General features: G+C 69.3%; 19 protein-coding genes. 9 read left to right on the top strand and 10 right to left on the bottom strand.

The annotated features are described in order from the left end of the window. Positions 1 to 72: 72 nt before the first annotated feature. A complete protein-coding gene (locus tag ACRWNM_RS14600) occupies positions 73 to 696 on the top strand; it encodes a Uma2 family endonuclease (RefSeq protein ID WP_431967611.1) in 624 nt (207 codons plus the stop codon). A 37-nt stretch (positions 697 to 733) separates the two neighbouring features. Here ACRWNM_RS14600 and ACRWNM_RS14595 read toward each other — a convergent pair whose 3' ends face one another. From ACRWNM_RS14595 to ACRWNM_RS14585, 3 genes are all read right to left on the bottom strand, one after another. Next, positions 734 to 2,215, bottom strand: a complete 1,482-nt coding sequence (locus ACRWNM_RS14595; RefSeq protein ID WP_431967609.1) for a DHA2 family efflux MFS transporter permease subunit — start codon at positions 2,213 to 2,215, stop codon at positions 734 to 736. A gap of 49 nt (positions 2,216 to 2,264) precedes the next feature. After that, the gene (locus tag ACRWNM_RS14590; RefSeq protein WP_431967606.1) at positions 2,265 to 2,945 is read right to left on the bottom strand and encodes a PadR family transcriptional regulator; all 681 of its coding nucleotides are present in this window, start codon (positions 2,943 to 2,945) and stop codon (positions 2,265 to 2,267) included. Between the two features lie 487 nt (positions 2,946 to 3,432). Next, the gene (locus ACRWNM_RS14585) at positions 3,433 to 4,320 is read right to left on the bottom strand and encodes a glycine betaine ABC transporter substrate-binding protein (RefSeq protein WP_431967604.1); all 888 of its coding nucleotides are present in this window, start codon (positions 4,318 to 4,320) and stop codon (positions 3,433 to 3,435) included. 187 nt (positions 4,321 to 4,507) lie between these two features. Here ACRWNM_RS14585 and ACRWNM_RS14580 point away from each other — a divergent pair, with 187 nt between their 5' ends. From ACRWNM_RS14580 to ACRWNM_RS14560, 5 genes are all read left to right on the top strand, one after another. Further along, positions 4,508 to 5,440 carry an ABC transporter substrate-binding protein gene (locus tag ACRWNM_RS14580; protein WP_431967975.1) on the top strand — a complete coding sequence of 311 codons (933 nt, stop codon included), beginning with the start codon at positions 4,508 to 4,510 and terminating at the stop codon, positions 5,438 to 5,440. 31 nt (positions 5,441 to 5,471) lie between these two features. After that, positions 5,472 to 6,641: an ABC transporter ATP-binding protein gene (locus ACRWNM_RS14575; protein WP_431967602.1), complete on the top strand. Its 1,170-nt coding sequence runs from the start codon at positions 5,472 to 5,474 to the stop codon at positions 6,639 to 6,641. A 49-nt stretch (positions 6,642 to 6,690) separates the two neighbouring features. Next, on the top strand, positions 6,691 to 7,353 hold the full coding sequence (locus ACRWNM_RS14570; RefSeq protein WP_431967600.1) for an ABC transporter permease: 663 nt from the start codon (positions 6,691 to 6,693) through the stop codon (positions 7,351 to 7,353). Continuing rightward, on the top strand, positions 7,350 to 8,054 hold the full coding sequence (locus ACRWNM_RS14565) for an ABC transporter permease (RefSeq protein ID WP_431967598.1): 705 nt from the start codon (positions 7,350 to 7,352) through the stop codon (positions 8,052 to 8,054). The genes ACRWNM_RS14570 and ACRWNM_RS14565 overlap by 4 nt, the downstream gene beginning before the upstream one ends. 183 nt (positions 8,055 to 8,237) lie before the next feature. Beyond that, complete coding sequence (locus ACRWNM_RS14560; protein ID WP_431967596.1) at positions 8,238 to 8,663, top strand: CBS domain-containing protein; 426 nt, start codon at positions 8,238 to 8,240, stop codon at positions 8,661 to 8,663. Positions 8,664 to 8,744: 81 nt separating this feature from the next. Here the strand turns inward: ACRWNM_RS14560 and ACRWNM_RS14555 are convergent, their stop codons facing one another. The 4 genes from ACRWNM_RS14555 to ACRWNM_RS14540 all read right to left on the bottom strand — a co-directional run bounded on the left by ACRWNM_RS14555 (position 8,745) and on the right by ACRWNM_RS14540 (position 13,227). Beyond that, the gene (locus ACRWNM_RS14555; protein ID WP_431967595.1) at positions 8,745 to 9,941 is read right to left on the bottom strand and encodes an NAD(P)-dependent malic enzyme; all 1,197 of its coding nucleotides are present in this window, start codon (positions 9,939 to 9,941) and stop codon (positions 8,745 to 8,747) included. 437 nt (positions 9,942 to 10,378) lie between these two features. Then, entirely contained in the window at positions 10,379 to 12,058 is a 1,680-nt protein-coding gene (locus ACRWNM_RS14550; RefSeq protein WP_431967593.1) for an FAD-binding protein, read from the bottom strand. Between the two features lie 51 nt (positions 12,059 to 12,109). After that, positions 12,110 to 12,349: a hypothetical protein gene (locus tag ACRWNM_RS14545; protein WP_431967591.1), complete on the bottom strand. Its 240-nt coding sequence runs from the start codon at positions 12,347 to 12,349 to the stop codon at positions 12,110 to 12,112. A 23-nt stretch (positions 12,350 to 12,372) separates the two neighbouring features. Next, positions 12,373 to 13,227 carry a PHP domain-containing protein gene (locus tag ACRWNM_RS14540; RefSeq protein ID WP_431967589.1) on the bottom strand — a complete coding sequence of 285 codons (855 nt, stop codon included), beginning with the start codon at positions 13,225 to 13,227 and terminating at the stop codon, positions 12,373 to 12,375. 83 nt (positions 13,228 to 13,310) lie between these two features. On the opposite strand from ACRWNM_RS14540, the gene ACRWNM_RS14535 reads away from it, so the two are divergent. Continuing rightward, on the top strand, positions 13,311 to 14,387 hold the full coding sequence (locus tag ACRWNM_RS14535) for a magnesium and cobalt transport protein CorA (protein WP_431967587.1): 1,077 nt from the start codon (positions 13,311 to 13,313) through the stop codon (positions 14,385 to 14,387). A 20-nt stretch (positions 14,388 to 14,407) separates the two neighbouring features. Here the strand turns inward: ACRWNM_RS14535 and ACRWNM_RS14530 are convergent, their stop codons facing one another. The 3 genes from ACRWNM_RS14530 to ACRWNM_RS14520 are packed head-to-tail and all read right to left on the bottom strand — an operon-like array spanning position 14,408 to position 16,451. Further along, entirely contained in the window at positions 14,408 to 14,986 is a 579-nt protein-coding gene (locus ACRWNM_RS14530) for a suppressor of fused domain protein (RefSeq protein WP_431967585.1), read from the bottom strand. Positions 14,987 to 14,990: 4 nt separating this feature from the next. Beyond that, positions 14,991 to 15,482, bottom strand: coding sequence for a general stress protein (locus tag ACRWNM_RS14525; protein WP_431967583.1), 492 nt, complete (start codon positions 15,480 to 15,482; stop codon positions 14,991 to 14,993). A gap of 12 nt (positions 15,483 to 15,494) precedes the next feature. Further along, the gene (locus ACRWNM_RS14520; RefSeq protein ID WP_431967581.1) at positions 15,495 to 16,451 is read right to left on the bottom strand and encodes an HpcH/HpaI aldolase/citrate lyase family protein; all 957 of its coding nucleotides are present in this window, start codon (positions 16,449 to 16,451) and stop codon (positions 15,495 to 15,497) included. 26 nt (positions 16,452 to 16,477) lie between these two features. Between ACRWNM_RS14520 and ACRWNM_RS14515 the strand changes: the two genes are divergently transcribed. Both ACRWNM_RS14515 and ACRWNM_RS14510 read left to right on the top strand, forming a co-directional pair. After that, the gene (locus ACRWNM_RS14515) at positions 16,478 to 17,761 is read left to right on the top strand and encodes a magnesium transporter MgtE N-terminal domain-containing protein (protein ID WP_431967579.1); all 1,284 of its coding nucleotides are present in this window, start codon (positions 16,478 to 16,480) and stop codon (positions 17,759 to 17,761) included. Further along, on the top strand, positions 17,754 to 18,380 hold the full coding sequence (locus tag ACRWNM_RS14510; RefSeq protein WP_431967577.1) for a DUF1003 domain-containing protein: 627 nt from the start codon (positions 17,754 to 17,756) through the stop codon (positions 18,378 to 18,380). Before ACRWNM_RS14515 ends, ACRWNM_RS14510 begins: the two co-directional genes overlap by 8 nt. Position 18,381: the final 1 nt, after the last annotated feature.

The raw sequence follows: 18,381 nt of genomic DNA, 5'->3' as shown, positions 1-18,381 counted from the left end.
ATGCGATAGCGTTCGCCGAATGCATCCGGATAGGGTCTGAGCAGGTAGTTGGCCCGATCCCAAGGAGCGCACATGTCCGCGATCTTCGACTGGGCGAAGTCCGAGAACCTGCAGCCGGAGCCGATCACGCTGGACATCTGGCGCGAACTGCCCGAAGACTTCTGCCGCCAGGTCGAATTGGTCAACGGCGAGGCGGTGCGCGCCGAATCGCCGAATCGGCAGCACCAGAAGGCCGCTCGACGACTGGCCGAATTGCTCGAAACGGCCGCCGAACAGCACATGGACCGATACCAGGACGGCTGCCTCGATGTGGACACCGACTTCGATGTCGCGCTGTGGGAGCTTCCGAAGGCTACGGTCCGCCGGCCCGATGTTGCCCTCTACGAATGCGCCCCCGATGAATTGCGGCCGCGACCGGCGTCCATGCTGCTCATCGCGGTCGAAGTCGTGTCACCGGGCAGCGAGAAGATCGACATCGCTCAGAAGAAGGCCGATTACGCGCTGGCGGGAATTCCCTGGTACTGGATCGTCTGGATCGCCGACAACCGCGTCGATTCGATCGAAGTCTTCGTACTCGATCACGCACTGACGCAGTACCGTCCGCACGTTGTGCTCGAGCCGGGCGGGGCCGAGATCGTCGATATGCCGGTGCGGTTGAAGGTCGATTGGGACCGGCTCTCCGGACTCGTGCGCTGAGGCCGCATCCCCGGGTGGGGATGCGGCCGGGCGGCGATCAGGCCGAGACGCTGTCGGCCTTGGCGAGTTTGTCGGCGGGGCCCGCGGGGGTGGGGGTGCCGTGGCGGACGAAGAGGGCCGAGGCTACGACGCCGATCAGCAGGATGGCGGCGGGCAGCAGGATGGATTCGCCGAGGGCGGTGCTGAATTCGCCGAGGATCTGCGGCGGGAGGGGGCCTTGGCCGACGCCTTCCCCGGTGGGTGCGCCGCCCACGAGACCGTTGGCGGACATCCGAGAGGCGATCAGCGCGCTGATGGCCGCGCTGCCCAGCACCGAACCGACCTGACGGGTGGTGTTGTAGACGCCCGCGCCCGCACCCGCCTGGTGCACGGCCAGGTTGTGGGTGGCGGTGGAGGCCAGCGGCGCCCAGATGCAGGCGTTGGCGAAACCGGCCAGCGCCGCGGACGCCAGGAACCACGCGATGTTGGAATCCGGCGTCATGATCGCCGACCACCAGAAGATCGACACCGCGAACAGCGCGAAGCCGGTGGTCGGGACGATGCGCGGATGCAGCCGATCGGCGAACTTGCCGACGAGCGGCGCGGCGAAACCGGTGACGATCGCCATCGGCGCGAACACCAGTGCCGACCTGGTCGGCGACAGCTCGCGCACCGCTTGCAGATAGAAGTACGAGGGCACCATCACCGAGGTGACCGTGGCGCCCATCGCGGCGATGGCCACGTTCGACAGCGCGAAGTTGCGGTCGCGGAACAGACCGAGCGGCACCAGCGGCTCACCGGTGTTGCGCGCCTGGTTCACCGCGAACACGCCGAGCACGACCAGACCCGCGGCGATCATCAGCCAGATGCGCGCCGACCAGTCGTAGCTGTTGCCCTCCTGAATGCCGAACACCAGCAGGAACATGCCGATGCCGCTGAGCACCACGCCGGGGATGTCGAACTTGTGCGGGTGCGTGGGCAGCGCGGGCACCAGCCAGACCGCCAGCGCGAAGGCGACGATGCCGACCGGCACGTTGACGATGAAGATCCACTCCCAGCTCAGCCCGTCGACCAGCACGCCGCCCAGGATCGGGCCGACCAGGGTGGCCAGACCCGCCACGCCGCCCCACAGACCCATGGCCGCGCCGCGCCGGTCCGGCGGGAAGGTGCGGGTGATCACCGCCATGGTCTGCGGCGTCATGAGCGCGGCGCCGAGGCCCTGCACGGCGCGCGCGGCGATCAGCATGCCGATGCTCTGCGACAGCCCGCACCACAGCGACGCGGCGGTGAAGACCGCGAGACCGATGAGGTAGATGTTCTTGGGGCCGTAGCGATCACCGAGCCTGCCGGTGACGAGCAGCGGAACGGCATAGGTGAGCAGGTAGGCGCTGGTGACCCAGATGACCTGGGAGATATCGGCCTGCAGGTCCCGCATGATCGCGGGGTTGGCGACCGCGACGATGGTCATGTCGAGCAGGATCATGAAGAAGCCGACGACCAGCGCGGACAGCGCTAGCCACGGATTGCGTTGGGTGGGCATAGGGATGTCGTTCCTATCCGAGAAGATCGGTGTGAGTGATCGGAGGCGGTCACGGCGCCGCTGCCGTCGAGCGGCGCGGCATGGGCGGCGGCTCCGGGTGGTCGTCGTCGGCCCAGGGATGTTCGGGTCCGGCCAGCCGGATGCCGGTGTGCGGGTCGAACTCCTCCCACTCCAGTGCGCCGCTTGCCAATTCGTCGAGGAAGCCGGTCAACCAGGTGAGCTCGGCCGCGAATGTGGTGCGCAGATAGGTCAATACGACCCAGTAGCGGCGTTCCACCTCGTGGGTACGGGCCCAGTCGGTCATCGTGTCGAGGTCTTCGAGATCGCGCTCGAGGTGGGCGACGCGTTCGCGCACCAGCGCGAGCACGTCCTCCTTCGGCAGGTTGTGCGCTTCGGCCAGCGCGACGGGGAACAGCGGGTATTCCCGCTGCGGATAGCGCAGGAGCTCGGCGAGCCTGGCCCGCAGCGCGTCCCTACCGGACGCGGTGATCCGGTAGGTGGTGCGTTCGGGGCGGTTGCCCGCGCGGTCGACGCCCTCGGCGCGCACCAGTTCTTGATCGGCCAGCCGGGTGACGGTGTGGTAGAGCGAGCCGGGCCGCAGCTTGACCAGCAGATCCTCGCCCCGCCGCAGCAGCAGCTGAAACATCTCGTACGGATGCATCGGCCGCTCCTCGAGCAGCGCGAGTACGGAGACCGCCAACGCGGTCAACGCCGGACGCGCCTGCCCCATGCAATCACCTCCCGTGGAAATCACCCCCGCCACACCGCGGGAGCCGGGTTGCCGTACCCCTTCGACCGCGAAACGGTAGTCGCGGGTACCGACATACTCCGTACCAAATACTCCACGTGGAATATACGGCTCAGAATTGCGGCGGGACAAGGGTGTGCAGTCAGCGCGTGACGAGCACCACCATCAGGACCCCATGGCAATCACGAACCCTTCGACGCACCTTCGACTTCCGGGCACCGACCCGGCGCTATGCGGACCGAACGGCATTGCGTCCGAACAGCTCTCGCGACCACCGACCCGGCTCAGGCCGAGGCCGAGGCTCGTCCGGCATCGCGATCGGCAGCCCGTGGCGGCAAGCGAACCGGACGGCATATCCGGTCGACAGCGGATCACCCCAGAGGAACGCGACGTTCGGAACACCGCCGGACGCGGCAGGCTCCGGCATCGTCCGCACGTGGCGCGCCGATGGACGACCTCGCCCCGGAACCTACAATCCGTGCGTGTCCAGCCAGGCGCGCGCGACCTCACCGGCCGCGGCGCCGTCGCGGACGCGGCGGATCATCTCGACCAAATCGTCCGTCGTCAGTTCGCCCGCAACGTAATTCAGCTTCCGGATGCGCTGGTCGTCGAGCAGCCCCTTGCGGAACACCGGGATCACGTTCTCGGCGCGCAACGCGTACTCACGGTCGGTCAGCACCGTGAGCCCCTCGGTGGCCGAGGAGGTGAGCGCGGAAGGACCGCCGATCACTCCGGCTTGAACCGAGTTGTCCAGCAGGGCATTCCGCAGCGCGGCCGTATCGGGCAACGGCGTCTCCCCCGCGAAGTCGCAGACGGTCACCGGTGCGGCGCCGGGGGCACGGAGCGCGTCCGGCGCGGGAGCCAGTCCGGCGCGGAGTTCTCCGCAGCGCGGGGCGAGTTCGGCGACCGAATCCAGATCGTCCCGGCGCGCGGCCTCGGCGGCGACCAGCACCCGTGGCCGCAGATCGGTGCCGTCGGCCGGATCCGAGACGACCAGCCCCTCCGGCAGCGAGCGGTTCAGATCCTGGACCACGGCGGATGGCGTGCGCGCCGCGGACCGGCTGTCGTAGAAGGCCAGCAGTGCGCCGGTGTGCTCGCCGACCAGCGCGACCCGGCCCGCGTCGAGCGCGGCCAGATAGTCGGCCCGCTGCCCGAGCTCCGGCTGCACGGCGACCCGCAGCCCGGTCCTGGCCAGCGCGCCCGCGTAGACCTCCGCGAGCACCCGCGATTCGATCGCGTCACCCGCGCCGACCACGAAGGCGGGGCCGGGATCGTCGTTTCCGCAGGACACGACCGCGGCCGCGGCCGCGGCGACCAATATCCGGGCCAGCACCCGCCTAGACGCGGCCAACACCATCCGGCGACACCAACTCTCCGAAGACGACTACAGCCGACAGAAATACCCAGTTGCGGGCAGTATGGACAACCAGAATGTACCGGTGCCGCTTCGGCCTCGGCCGCACGCACCGTCCGCATCCGCCGGAAGGACCCCCGTGAAGACCACGATCACCCCCGCTGCCGGGCGGTCGGCGCTGCGGCTCGCACTGCGCGCCTCCCGGCTCCTCGCCGCCGCGACACTGCTCGCCGTCGGCATGATCCTGTCGGCCTGCGGCAATTCCGATCCACTCGCCGCGGACGGCGACTGTGCGGGTGAGAGCCTGATCGTCGGCTCGGCGAACTTCCCGGAGTCCGAGACGGTCGCCAACATATACGCGGAGGTGTTGCGGGTCAACGGCTTCCAGGTGGACACCCGGCTCAACATCGGCAGCCGGGAGGCCTACATCCCGGCGCTACGCAAGTGCGCGATCTCGGTGATCCCGGAGTACACCGGCAATCTGTTGCAGTACCTGGACAACGACGCGACCGCGACCAGCGGCGCCGACGTCGAGGCCGCGCTGGCGGGCGCGCTCGGCTCCCAATTGGCCACCGCGGCGCCCGCACCCGGCCAGGACTCCGACGCGGTGGTGGTCACCCGTGCCACCGCCGAGCGCTGGAACCTGCGCACCATCGCCGATCTCGCGCCGCATTCGGCCGAGGTGAAGCTCGGCGCGCCCGCGGAATTCCAGGAGCGCCAGGGCGGACTGCCCGGCCTGAAGGAGAACTACGGCCTGGACATCGCCGCCGCCAACTTCGTCCCGCTCGCCGACGGCGGCGGTCCGGCCACCGTACGCGCGCTGGTGGAGGGCCAGGTCACCGCCGCCAACATCTTCACCACCTCCCCCGCCATCGCCGAGAACGATCTCGTCGTACTCGCGGACCCGAAGCACAACTTCCCGGCGCAGAACGTGATTCCGCTGTTCAACGCCGCCAAGAAGTCCGACAAGGCGATCGCCGCACTGAACGCGGTCTCGGCGAAGCTCACCACCGAGCAGCTGATCGAGCTGAACAAAGCGGTGTCGGGCAGCAGCAAGACCGAGCCCGCGGCGGCCGCCAAGGCGTGGGTCGCGGCACAGGGGTTGAACACGCCGGTCGGGTGATCCGGCGCGGGTGATCGCAGGGAGGGCAGCGGTGTCGGACATCGAGTTCCACGCAATCAGCAAGACCTATCCGGACGGCACGCACGCCGTCACCGATCTGGATCTGCGCATCGAGTCCGGTTCGTTCACCGTGTTCGTCGGTCCGTCCGGCTGCGGAAAGACCACGTCGATGCGGATGATCAACCGGATGATCCGGCCCACCTCGGGCACGATCACCATTGCCGGACAAGACATCTCGACGGTGGATCCGGTCCGGCTGCGGCTCGGCATCGGCTACGTGATCCAGAGCGGCGGCCTGCTTCCGCACCGCACCGTGCTCGACAATGTCGCGACCGTGCCGGTACTGCGTGGCGATTCGCGGCGCGCGGCGCGCAAGGCGGCGCTGGAAGTCCTGGACCGAGTGGGCCTGGATCGTGGTCTGGCCGCTCGCTACCCCGCCCAGTTGTCGGGCGGTCAGCAGCAGCGGGTGGGCGTGGCGCGGGCGCTGGCCGCCGACCCGCCGATCCTGCTGATGGACGAGCCGTTCAGCGCCGTCGACCCGGTGGTGCGGGCCGAGTTACAGATCGAAATGCAGCGGCTGCAAGCGGAATTGCACAAGACCATCGTCTTCGTCACCCACGACATCGACGAGGCGGTCACCCTCGGCGACCGGGTCGCGGTGTTCGGCCGCGCGGGCGTGCTCCAGCAGTACGATGCGCCGCAGCGCGTCCTGTCCGGGCCCGCGACGAATTTCGTCGCCGAGTTCGTCGGGCGCGATCGCGGCTATCGCGGCCTCTCCTTTCGCTCCGCCGATGACGTTCCGCTGCACGAGATTCCGACCGCTACCGCGGGCGCGGTGGGTGCGCTGCGGTTGAAGCAGGGCGAGTGGATTCTGGTGGTGGACGATACGGTCAAGCCGCTCGGGTGGGTCGACGCGACCGGCGTGGCATCCCGGCGCGCGGGCTGGCCGCTGGAGGACTGCATGGCGGCGGGCGGATCACTGTTCACACCCGCGGGCGACCTGCGCCAGGCATTGGACGCCGCGATCTCCTCGCCATCCGGAATCGGTGTGGCCGTGGACGATTCCGGACGCGTGCGGGGCGGCGTGCTGGCCACCGAGGTGATCGCCCAGCTGGCCGAGCAACGCGGCGCGGAAGACGCCGAGCGCAACCGGCTCGCTGGTGAACAGGGCCGCTCCGACGGCGACGGGGCCGGTTCGTGATCGGGGGCGGCTCCGCCACGGCGCCGCGCCGCGACGGGCGGGAGACCGCGTGCGATACCTGATCGACAACCTCTCCGACATCCTCGCCATCACCAGGACGCACCTGTATCTGGCGTTGACGCCCTTGCTGTTCGGCCTGGTGATCGCGATTCCGGCGGGCGCGATGATCCGGCGAATCCCGTGGCTGCGGCGCATCACCGTGACCGTGGCGAGCCTGGCCTACACGGTGCCCTCGCTCGCGCTGTTCGTGATCATCCCTCCGCTGGTGGGCATTTCGACGATCGATCCGTGGAACGTGATCATCGCCTTGACCATCTACTCGACCGCGCTGCTGGTGATCGCGGTGCCGGTGGCGCTGGATTCGGTCCCCGCCGCCGTGGTCGACGCCGCCGACGCCGTCGGTTTCGGACCGCTGCGGCGCACACTGACCGTCGACATGCCTTTGGCCATACCGGTTTTCGTGTCGAACCTGCGCGTCGTGGTGGTCACCGACATCGCCATGGTGTCGGTCGGCGCGCTGATCGGCGTCGGCGGACTCGGCAAGCTGTTCACCCAGGGCTATCAGCGCGACTACCCGGACGAGATCGTCGCGGGCATCATCGTGACGCTGGCGCTCGCGCTGCTCTTCGACCGGCTGGTGTACCTGCTCGGCCGGTGGGCGACGCCATGGACCAGGGCCGACGAGCGAACACGACGAGGAGCGAGCGCGTGAACCTCTTCGTCGACGCTTGGCGTTATTTCACCGACAGCGCCAATTGGGGCGGGCCCACCGGCATCGAATACCGACTGGCGCAACACCTTTGGTACACCGTGCTGGCGGTGGCCGGGTCGGCCGTGATCGCGGTGCCGCTCGGCCTGGCCATCGGCCACCGACGGCGCGGCGCCGCGGCGCTGGTCGGTTTCGCCAACGCGATGCGCGCGCTGCCCACCCTCGGCCTGCTCACGTTCCTGGTGCTGTTGCTCGGGCTAGGGCTGATCCCGCCGCTGCTCGCGCTGCTCACCGTCGGCGTCCCGCCGCTGCTGGCGGGCGCGTACGCGGGGGTGGCCAACGTGCCCGCCGACGTGGTCGACGCCTCCAGGGCCGTGGGTATGACCGAGCAGCAGATCCTGTTCCGGGTGGAAGTGCCCAATGCCATGCCGATCCTGGTGAACGGCCTGCGCGGCGCCACCCTCCAGGTGGTGGCCACCGCGACCATCGCGGCGTACGTGAACCTCGGCGGGCTCGGCCGCTATATCTTCGACGGCCTCGGGCTGCACCGCTACGACCGGGTGCTGGTGGGCGCGCTGCTGGTGGCGGCGCTGGCGATGCTGCTGGATGGACTGCTCGCACTCGTCGTGTGGGCGACGACGCCGGGCACCGGCAGGCTGCGCCGGTCGTCGGCTCCGGTCGACGTACCGCAAGCCGCGCGCTGACCTCGTCCGCTCCACTCGGCCCGTCCACGCCCATTGACCACTGGTGTGATCTAGGTCACTATTGCAAGTGGCCGTAGGAGTCGTCAGCCGTGCGCGCTCGACGCAACTGTGGCACGCCGTGTCGAGACCTGCGCATCCTCGAGTCCTGCGGGCACCGAACCCGAGACAAGGAGGATTGCGAGCATGAACGCACCGATGAAGGCACGTGACATCATGCACGCCGATGCCACGTGCATCCCCGCGGACGAGACGATCGACCGCGCCGCTCAGATGATGCGCAACATGGACGTGGGTGCGCTGCCGATCTGCCACAACGACCGCCTTGTCGGCATGCTGACCGACCGTGACATCGTTGTGCGCTGCATCGCCGAGGGACACAACCCGGGCCGCATCCGCGCGGGCGATCTCGCCAAAGGCACACCGCGCTGGGTCGACGCCGACGCCGACCTTCAGCAGGTGCTGGAACTGATGGAGCAGAACCAGATCAAGCGACTGCCGGTCATCGAGAACAAGCGCCTCATCGGCATGATCTGCGAATCCGATCTGGCCAAGAACGTCACCGACGCCCAGCTGGCCGAGTTCATCTCGGCCGTCTCCGTGCCGCACTGACCGCCGCTCCCGCTACGGGAACGACGCAGGGCGCCTCGTTCGTCGTTGAACGGGGCGCCCTGTCTATTGCGTAATCAGTTGTTACGCAACGCCCTCCGCACGCGCGGCGGCGGCGACAGCCTCGGCGACGGCCGGGGCGACCCGCGGATCGAGCGGGCTGGGGACGATCTTCTCAGGGCCGAGCTCGTCGGCGACCACGCCCAGGATGGCGTTCGCCGCGGCGATCTTCATGCCCTCGGTGATGCGCCGGGCGCCCGCGTCGAGCGCGCCCTTGAACACACCGGGGAAGGCGAGCACGTTGTTGATCTGGTTCGGGAAGTCGCTGCGGCCGGTCGCGACGATCGAGGCGTACTTGCGCGCCACGTCCGGGTGGATCTCCGGGTCCGGGTTGGACATGGCGAACACGATCGCCTCCGGCGCCATCGAGGCGATGAGCTCCTCGGCGATCAGGCCCGCCGACAGACCGAGGAACACGTCCGCGCCCGCGAGCGCCTCGGCGGCGGCGCCGGTGAGGCCGCGCGGGTTGGTGCGCTCGGCCAGTTCGGACTTCACCTCGTTCAGGTCGGCGCGATCGCGGCTCACGATGCCCTTCGAGTCGAGCACGGTGACATCGCGGACGCCCGCGGCGAGCAGGATGTTGGTGCACGCGACACCGGCCGCGCCCGCACCCGACACCACGACCTTCAGTCCGTCGATGTCACGACCCTGCACCCGGGCCGCGCCGTTCAGGGCGGCGAGCACCACGATCGCGGTGCCGTGCTGGTCGTCGTGCATGACCGGGCAGTCCAGCGCCTCGATGACACGCTTCTCGATCTCGAAGCAGCGCGGCGCGGAGATGTCCTCCAGGTTGACCGCGCCGAAGCTCGGGCGCAGCCGGATCAGGGTCTCGACGATCTCGTCGACGTCCTTGGTGTCCAGCACGATCGGGATGGAATCCAGGCCGGCGAACTTCTTGAACAGCGCGGCCTTGCCCTCCATCACCGGCAGCGAGGCGCGCGGGCCGATGTCGCCGAGGCCGAGGACGGCGGTGCCGTCGCTGACCACGACCACCAGGCGGTCGGTCCAGGTGTAGCGCTTGGCCAGCGTCTCGTCCTGAGCGATCGCACGGCTGACCTGAGCGACGCCGGGGGTGTACGCGATCGAGAGGTCACGCTGAGTGTCCAGCGGAGCCGAGAGCTCGACCGAGAGCTTGCCGCCGAGGTGTCCAGCGAAGATTTCGTCGTTTGTGATCTCGGACAAACTCGCGGTGGCATTCGGTGCGTCAGTCACAGGTGACACGATTTCACTCCTGCTCGGGTCGGGCTGAACCGGGGGACGGTTACCGCCGGGTAATTCGTAATAGGTGATTCGTACCGCTCATCGAGTGCGCTGACATGGACGTTTCGAGTCGGGGCGGGTGTGTCGAAACCCGACGATGAGCTCTAGACGTGGCGCTGCACTGATCCGCAGAGCGGGGGCCGGACGGGTGGGTCCGGACAGAACATGCGGGGCGATCCTCGGGGGCGCGACGGTACGTTGCGCGGCGCGGAGCACCGTTATTCCCGAACCCGGCGGTGGCGTAGGAGGGGAATCCGCAACATTCTGCCAGCCGGTCCGATGACTTGCCAAACCGGTGTGTCGGATCCCGGTTGCGCGTCATATTCCGAGGGTAGGTCCCCGGAATTACCCCGAAGTTAGGGGAAACTCGCATCCGCACATCGCACGGCGGTGAGTTCTCACATCGCCAGGCGGTCCGGTGGTGTGAGGTCCGGGTCTTGCCGGTCGGGCACGATTCTAGGGGTCTCCCGCACCGTGGGCGCGGGCTCCAATCCGACCGGCACCTGGCCGCGCGCGACGGACGGGCCGCGCACGGCGGGTGGCGGTTCCGACGTTACCCGCCGCAATCGCTCGGTGCCCACCCAGACGCTGTCCAGCCCGCCCGTGGTCAGGCGGACCCGCCACTCGTCCCCCGCGTCGGGGTGATCGGTGCGCCGATGCATGCCACGGGTCTCGGTGCGCGCCAGCGCGCTGTGCTTGGTCCATCTGGCCACCGCGAGCAGAGCCGCCGCCTGCCTGGCGCGTAGACGCTCGGCGCCGACGCCGCCGAGGGCGAACGCCGCGCCCGGCCACAGGGCGTCGAGTTCGGCGATGCTGTCGCGCAGGCTGCCCGCACTGCGCCAGTAGCTGCGCCGCAGCGGCAGGGTGTGCTCCTGCACGAGTCCGACGATCGCGCGGGGATCGATGCGCGCCCGCGCGGCGAGGCCGGCGCCGGGCACCGGACGCACCGGGCCCACCGCGCCTCTCGTCCGCGCGAAGCGGGCAGCGCTCTTCCCCGCCCAGACGCCGGACGCGATGGCCCAGGCTCCGCTCTGCCCGCCGAAGCCGCTCGCCGCGCCCGTGATCGGCTCGCGGCTCACCGCGTCGCCAGCGCCGAACAGCCCGGCCACCGTGGTCGCGCCGTCCGGACCGGCAAGCGCCAATCCGCCTGTGCCACGCACCGTCCCCTCGAGCACCGGTCGCAGCGGCACCCGCCCGGATCGATCGACCGCGCCCTGCCTGGTGAGCCAGTGCCGGACGACTTCCGGCATGTCGGCCACGGACGCGGACACCCGCCGCCCGTCGGCGATGGCTGCGAACACCGAGTGCCGATCGCCCTCGAAGACGGCGGCGCTCTCGTCGTAGAGCGCCGCGCCGCGCAGCGCGAGGCCAGGCGCGAAACTCGGATGCATCGCCGGAGTCATCGCGTGCAGCGCGGGCGCGAGGCCGTAGGCGCTGGAGAATTCCATGCCGGACAGCCGCGCACCCGCCTCGGCGGCGAGCAGCAGACCGTCGCCGGTCGCCACGTCGGTGCCCGCGCCGCCGGAGAGGAAGGCACAGCCGCCGGTGGCCACCACCACCGCGCCCGCGCGGACCATCCACGCGCGAAAGCCATCGTGCTGCTGCACCCCGGCCGCGCCGGAGACCACACCGTCGCCGTCACGCAGCAGCTGCAACGCGGGATGGTGATCGAGGACGCGCACCCCCGCCTCGATCACGGTCCGCCGCATCCGGCGCAGGTAGCCCGCGCCGTCCAGGCGGACCCGCTGCGAGCCGGATCGCGAGTCGTCGGGGAACCGGTAGCCCCAGCCCACCAGCTGCTCGATCCGCCGATGCGTCTCGTCGAGCACGCGGTGCATCCAGTCCGGATCGCCGAGGTATCCGCCGTCGGCGTGCGATCGGCGCACCGCCTCGTTCCTGGCCGCGCCGGGCGGGATGTTCCACACCGTCGTGCTCCCGAACGCACAAGGCCCGCTGCTCCCGCAGCGGGCCTTGTCGACGAGCACCACCCTCGCCCCTCCGGCGGCAGCCGAGACGGCCGCCCAGGTTCCGGCGGGGCCGCCGCCTAGAACCAGCACATCCGTCTCGATGTCGATCACAAGAAAAGATGTTCGTCCACAATTCACCCGGCCGCAACCAGTACCGGACGATCAACCCCACCACTGTGTCCAGAGCAATACACCGGTGACGAAGAAAACAACCGCGGATCCGGAAAAGGCGAGAAAACCCCGATGCCTGTCCGAAAAGATTTGCGCCCCAACGACAGTCGCCGAGGCCACCAGATGCCAGGCCACCGACTCCGCGCCCGGACCGGGGAAACCACGCCGCGCGCCGATCGCCGCCGCGCCGACGACGACGAGCGTCAACAGCACCGTGCCCGCCGCCACCACGCCGCTGAGCGCGCGCAGGTATCTCACGAGACGATCACGGGCACACCCGTCGCCTTACCCGCGAGCTCCTCGAATTGCGCCGGGTCGGTGGTGAACTCGCCGAGGCGGATGGTCTTGTTGGCGCCGTGGTAGTCCGACGAGCCGGTGGTGAGCAGACCCAGTTCGTCCGCCAGAGCGGTGAGCACGGCGCGATCGGAGGCGGAATGGTCGGGGTGGTCGACTTCCAGTCCGCCCAATCCGAGGGTGGCCAGTTCCCTGATGTCGTCCACGGCGAGCAGCCGTCCCCGCTTGCGCGCCCTGGTGTGGGCGAGCACGCTGACCCCGCCCGCGCCCGCGATCATCTCGACCGCGCGGTGCAGCGGCGTGTCGGCCTTCTCCGCGTAGTACGGACCGCGCGGTGCGAGCAGCTCGACGAAGGCGGCGTCCACGCTCGGCACCACCCCGGCCTCGACCAACGCCCGCGCCAGGTGCGGCCGCCCGGCCGACGGTCCGGCGGAGGCGAGCACCGCGTCCGGGTCGATCGGCAGTCCGTCGGCGGCCATCAGCTCGGCCATCGCGCGCAGCCGGTCCACCCGCTCGGCGCGCAGCCGCTCGCGCTCCTCGGCGAAACCGCGGTCGGCCGGATCGAACAGGTAGGCGAGCAGATGCACCGGCACCGGCCAGCCGTCCTCGCCGAGCCCGACGCACGACATCTCCATCCCGCGCACCAGGGTCATGCCCTTCGGTAGCGCGTCGACCGCCTCCGCCCACCCGGCCGTGGTGTCGTGATCGGTGATCGCGACGATGTCGAGACCGGAGGCCGCCGCGTTTCGCACCAGCTCGGCGGGGGTGTCGGTGCCGTCCGACGCGGTCGAGTGGGTATGCAGGTCGATGCGCACGTCCTCCAGTCTTACAGTGCGCGATCTCCGGTCGGCACGGCAGCCGACGGCTCGGTCCGGCGACGGCATCTAGCATCGTCGTCGTGCCGTCCATACCGCCGTTGCCGTCTTTCCGCGGGCAAGGCCGCGCGACGCTCCCGCGCCCACGCATTCCGGTTCCCACCGCGCGAGCCGTGGTCGACTGTGCCGTCTACGTCGACGGGCTCCGGCTGCCCGGTCGATTCACCCACTCCGAAGCGCTCGCCGAGGTCCGCTCGCGCGGGACGGGCTTCGTCTGGATCGGGCTGCACGATCCGGACGAGACGCAGATGGCCGACATCGCCTCGACCTTCGACTTGCATCCGCTCGCCGCCGAGGACGCGGTCAAGGCCCACCAGCGGCCCAAGCTGGAACGCTACGACGACACGCTGTTCCTGGTGCTGCGAACGGTGTCCTATGTCCCGCACGAGATGGACAGCGTCAGCGAGATAGTCGAGACGGGCGACATCATGGTGTTCACCGGGGCCGACTTCGCGGTGACTGTCCGGCACGGCGAGCACACCGGTCTGGCGGGGGTGCGCCGCGAACTCGAGGAACGTCCCGAGCAGTTGAGGCACGGCCCGTACGCCGTGCTGCACGCGGTGGCCGACCACGTCGTCGACTCCTACATCGAGGTGGCCACGCTGGTGGAGAACGACATCGACGAGATGGAAGAGCAGGTCTTCACCCCGCGCAATCACGTCACCATCGAGTCGATCTATCAGCTCAAGCGCGAGGTGGTGGAACTGCGGCGCGCGGTCAATCCGCTCGCGGTGCCGCTGCAATTGCTCGGGCACAAACCGGATCTGCCGGTGCCCAAGGAGATTCAGCGCTATCTGCGCGACGTGGCCGACCACCACACCGCGGTGGCCGAGCGCATCTCCGATTTCGACGAGTCGCTCAGCGAGATGGTCAGCGCGGCACTGGCCAAGATCAGCGTGCAGCAGAACACCGATATGCGGAAGATCTCCGCGTGGGTGGCCATCGCGGCGGTCCCGACCATGGTCGCAGGCATCTACGGGATGAACTTCGAGCACATGCCGGAACTGAAGTGGACCTACGGCTACGGCGGGGTTCTGCTGTTCATCGCGACGGTGTGCGCCGGCCTGTTCATCACGTTCCGCCGCAACGACTGGCTCTGAAACGCCACGCGGCACCGGCGCTACAGCGTGGCCGCCCCGCGACCGGGGTCGCGCACGTCGATGCCCGCTTCCGTCCACGCCTCGCGCAGCGCCTGCGCGCCGCGCACCCGCACCCACGCCGCTTCGGTGGCGGTCACCGGCGTCACCGTCAGATACCTGACCGGCTCGGCGGGGTCGGGCAGCGGAATCTCCGGAATCTCGCTGTCGCCGAGCAGCGCCGCGGTGAACGCCGCGCCCTGCCACAGCGGCTCGCCGAGATCGAGCAACGCGTCGGCTTGCAGCACAACGCCTTCCACGGAGGGCGTGGCGACCAGAATGCCCAGCGCTTTGGGCAGGCCGGGCATGGCGGTGCCGGAGCGCAGCGTCAGCACCAGCTCCGCGCGCGGGCCGCGCACCGGATCGGCGTGCAGGTCACCGGGATCGCCCATCGGATGACGCGAGCCGCCGAGCGTCACGTAGTGCACGACGTCGCCGTCGACGATCCGCAGGATCTCGATCGGCTCCAGCCCGAGGAAAGTCACCGAGGCCGAATCCACGCCCGTCGCGGGCACACCGTAGTGGTCCAGCACCCCGGTGCGGACGGTGTCCATCATGTCCATGCGGTCAGATCGCCAACCGCGCGAGCATGTCCCGCGCCTGCTCGGCCGACTTCGGGTCGCACAGCACGTCGTAGCGGCCCGCCACCAGCTGCATGGTGGAGGCGAAATCGCGCTGCCCCCTGGTGGCCGCGTACGGAATCGAGGTCGAGATGACGCCGAAGATGATGCCGCCGACCAGGCCGACCAGCAGCGGACCGAACGCGCCGCTGGTGGTGAACAGGCTCAGCAGCAGACCGAGGAACAGACCGAGCCAGGCGCCGGAGACCACGCCGCCGCCGATCACCTTGCCCCAGTTCAGGCGGTAGAGCACGCGCTCGACCTGCATCAGGTCGACACCGACGATCGTCACGTCCTGCACCGGAAACTGGTTGTCGGCCAGGTAGTCGACCGCCCGCTGCGCCTCGGCGTAGGTCGGGTAGGAGCCCACCGGCCAGCCCGACGGCGGGGTCGGCAACCCCTGGCGGGCACGGTTGGGATTCCCCAAGGGATTCGTCATGACTCCATTCTGCTATTCCGCGCGGCCGTTCGGTGCTGTGAAACGCGTGGTGCGCGTCATGCCCGCGGCCCGGCCCTTGTCCGCCACCACCTGCGCCATCTTCGCGCTGGCCTCGTCGATCATCTCGTCGCCGAGCATGACCGCGCCGCGCGCGCCGCCCTCGGCGGAGGTGTGGAAGGCGTAGGCGTCCAGGATTTCCTCGGCCCGGTCGTAGTCGGCCTGGCGCGGGCTGAAGATCTCGTTGGCCGCGTCGATCTGGCCGGGGTGCAGCACCCATTTGCCGTCGAAGCCGAGCGCCGCGGTGCGCGCGGCGGCCCTGCGGAAACCGTCGACGTCGCGAATCTGCAAGTAGGGGCCGTCGATCGCCTGGAGGCCGTGGGCGCGCGCGGCGAGCAGGATGGTCATCAGGATGTGGTGGTAGGCGTCGCCGGTGTCGTACCCCTCCGGCTGTTCGCCGACCACGAGGGTGCGCATGTTGATGCTGGCCATGAAATCGGCCGGGCCGAAGACCAGCGCCTGGACCCGCGGGCTCGCGGTGGCGATCTCGTCGATGTTGCGCAGGCCCATGGCGTTTTCCAGCTGCGGTTCGATGCCGATCCGCCCGACCTCGAGCCCGTTGGCCCTCTCGACCTGGGTGAGCAGCAGATCCAGCGCACGCACCTGGCCCGCGTCGGTGACCTTCGGCAGCAGGATCGCGTCGATCTCGCGGCCTGCTCCCTCGACGACGGTGATCACGTCGGCGTAGGTCCACGCGGTCGTCCAGTCGTTGACCCGCACCACGCGCAGTTGCGAACCCCAGCCCGGCTGGTTCAGCGCGGCCACGATGTTGGCCCGCGCCGCGGCCTTGGCCACCGGCGCCACCGCGTCCTCCAGATCGAGGAAGACCTCGTCGACCGGCAACCCCTTGGCTTTCTCGATCATCTTGGGGTTGCTGCCTGGCACGGCGAGCACAGATCGGCGCGGCTTCATGGAGCCTCCTGTCTAGTCTGGCAAGCATGGCAGCTACCAGGGTGTACGTCGCCAGGCTCGCCGGCCTGGCGGTGCTGGGACCGGACGGGGAGTCTATCGGCCGCGTGCGCGACGCGGTCGTGGCGATCCGCTACGACCGTCAGGTACCGCGCGTGCACGGCCTGGTCGTCGAATTGCCGAGCAGGCGCCGGATTTTCGTGCCGATGTTGCGGGTGACCTCGGTCGAACCGGGCATGGTGACGCTCAACACCGGCACCGTGAGCCTGCGCCGTTTCCAGCAACGACCGGGCGAAATGCTGGCGCTGGCACAGATCGTGGATTCCAAGGTGCGCGTGGACGATCCGGACCTGCCCGACCTCGTGGACGTCGACCTGTTCGTCGTCGATCTCGGCATCGAACTGACCAGAACCAGGGATTGGCGGGTCTCCCGCGTCGCGGTGCGGGGGCACCGGCGGATCGGGCGGCGGCGCACGGTGCACGTCGTCGACTGGACCACGGTGTCGGGGCTGACCCCGTACGAGATCGGCAGGCCCGGCCAGGACGTCACCCAGCTGCTCGAACAGTTCGAGGGTCTGCGCCCCGCCGACGTGGCGCACCTGCTGCGCGAACTGCCGGAGAAGCGCCGCATCGAGGTCGCCGAGGCCCTCGACGACGAGCGGCTCGCCGACGTGGTGCAGGAACTCCCCGACGACGATCAGATCGACCTGCTCGGCCACCTCGAGGTGCGCCGCGCCGCCGACGTACTCGAGGCGATGGACCCCGACGACGCGGCCGACCTGCTCGGCGAACTCCCGACCGGGGAACGCGAATCGCTGCTCGCGATGATGGACCCCGAGGAATCCGAACCGGTGCGCAGGCTGCTCGCGCACTCCCCCGACACCGCAGGCGGCCTGATGACGACCAAGCCCGTGGTGCTGACCCCGTCGACCACGGTCGCGGAGGCGCTGGCCAGGGTGCGCAACCCGGATCTCACGCCCGCGCTCGCCTCCATGGTGTTCGTGGTCCGCCCGCCGACCGCGACGCCCACCGGGCCCTATCTCGGCTGCGTGCACATCCAGCAACTACTCCGCGAACCACCGGCGCACCTGGTCGGCGGCATCATCGATGCCGATCTCGCGCCGCTGCGGGCCGAGGTGCCGCTGTCCACGGTGACCAGGTACTTCGCCACCTACAACCTGGTGTGCGGGCCGGTGGTGGACAACGAGAACCATCTACTCGGCGCGGTCAGCGTCGACGACGTGCTCGACCATCTGCTGCCGGAGGACTGGCGCGAAGAAGAGCAGCCCGAAGGGATTCCGGCGCATGACTGACAAGAATCCGGCGGCGGGCGTCAGCAGGGTCGGGATGAGCTCCGCCCGGCAGCGATTGGAGATGCCGGTCGAGTCCCGGTTCCGATTCGACTGGGACGCAGAGGCATTGGCGCGCAGCTCGGAGCGGGTGGCCCGATTCCTCGGTACCGGAAGGTATCTCGCGCTGCAGACGGTTCTGGTGATCGTCTGGATCTTTCTCAACGTCTTCGTGGTGGCGCTGCGCTGGGACCCGTATCCGTTCATCCTGTTGAACCTCGCTTTCTCCACTCAGGCCGCGTACGCCGCGCCGCTGATCCTGTTGGCGCAGAACCGTCAGGACAACCGCGACCGGGTGGCGCTGGAAGAGGATCGGATGCGCGCGGCACAAACCAAGGCCGACACCGAATTTCTGGCCCGCGAACTCGCAGCGCTCCGCCTCGCGGTCGGCGAGGTGGCGACTCGCGACTATCTGCGCCGCGAATTGGAGGAGATGCGTGAGGTTCTCGACCGCATCGAGGCGGCGACAGGCCCGGAAGTCGACACGCCGCGTGAGGTCAAGCCGGGCAAGGCGAATCGCAAGAAATCCTCCGGTGGAAAGCAGTCCCACCTTCAGGTTTCACCGCCCGTTGCTGACGATTGAC

This window comes from Nocardia sp. bgisy134 (assembly GCF_965341865.1).
Lineage (GTDB): Bacteria > Actinomycetota > Actinomycetes > Mycobacteriales > Mycobacteriaceae > Nocardia.
Note: the sequence above shows the minus strand (reverse complement) of the source record. Positions and strands in the feature narration are given on the sequence as shown.

Coding starts and splice junctions, on each gene's coding strand:
- ACRWNM_RS14600 (WP_431967611.1), top strand. CDS start 73: ATGTCCGCGATCTTCGACTGGGCGAAGTCCGAGAACCTGCAGCCGGAG.
- ACRWNM_RS14595 (WP_431967609.1), bottom strand. CDS start 2,215: ATGCCCACCCAACGCAATCCGTGGCTAGCGCTGTCCGCGCTGGTCGTC.
- ACRWNM_RS14590 (WP_431967606.1), bottom strand. CDS start 2,945: ATGGGGCAGGCGCGTCCGGCGTTGACCGCGTTGGCGGTCTCCGTACTC.
- ACRWNM_RS14585 (WP_431967604.1), bottom strand. CDS start 4,320: ATGGTGTTGGCCGCGTCTAGGCGGGTGCTGGCCCGGATATTGGTCGCC.
- ACRWNM_RS14560 (WP_431967596.1), top strand. CDS start 8,238: ATGAACGCACCGATGAAGGCACGTGACATCATGCACGCCGATGCCACG.
- ACRWNM_RS14530 (WP_431967585.1), bottom strand. CDS start 14,986: ATGGACATGATGGACACCGTCCGCACCGGGGTGCTGGACCACTACGGT.
- ACRWNM_RS14525 (WP_431967583.1), bottom strand. CDS start 15,482: ATGACGAATCCCTTGGGGAATCCCAACCGTGCCCGCCAGGGGTTGCCG.
- ACRWNM_RS14520 (WP_431967581.1), bottom strand. CDS start 16,451: ATGAAGCCGCGCCGATCTGTGCTCGCCGTGCCAGGCAGCAACCCCAAG.
- ACRWNM_RS14515 (WP_431967579.1), top strand. CDS start 16,478: ATGGCAGCTACCAGGGTGTACGTCGCCAGGCTCGCCGGCCTGGCGGTG.
- ACRWNM_RS14510 (WP_431967577.1), top strand. CDS start 17,754: ATGACTGACAAGAATCCGGCGGCGGGCGTCAGCAGGGTCGGGATGAGC.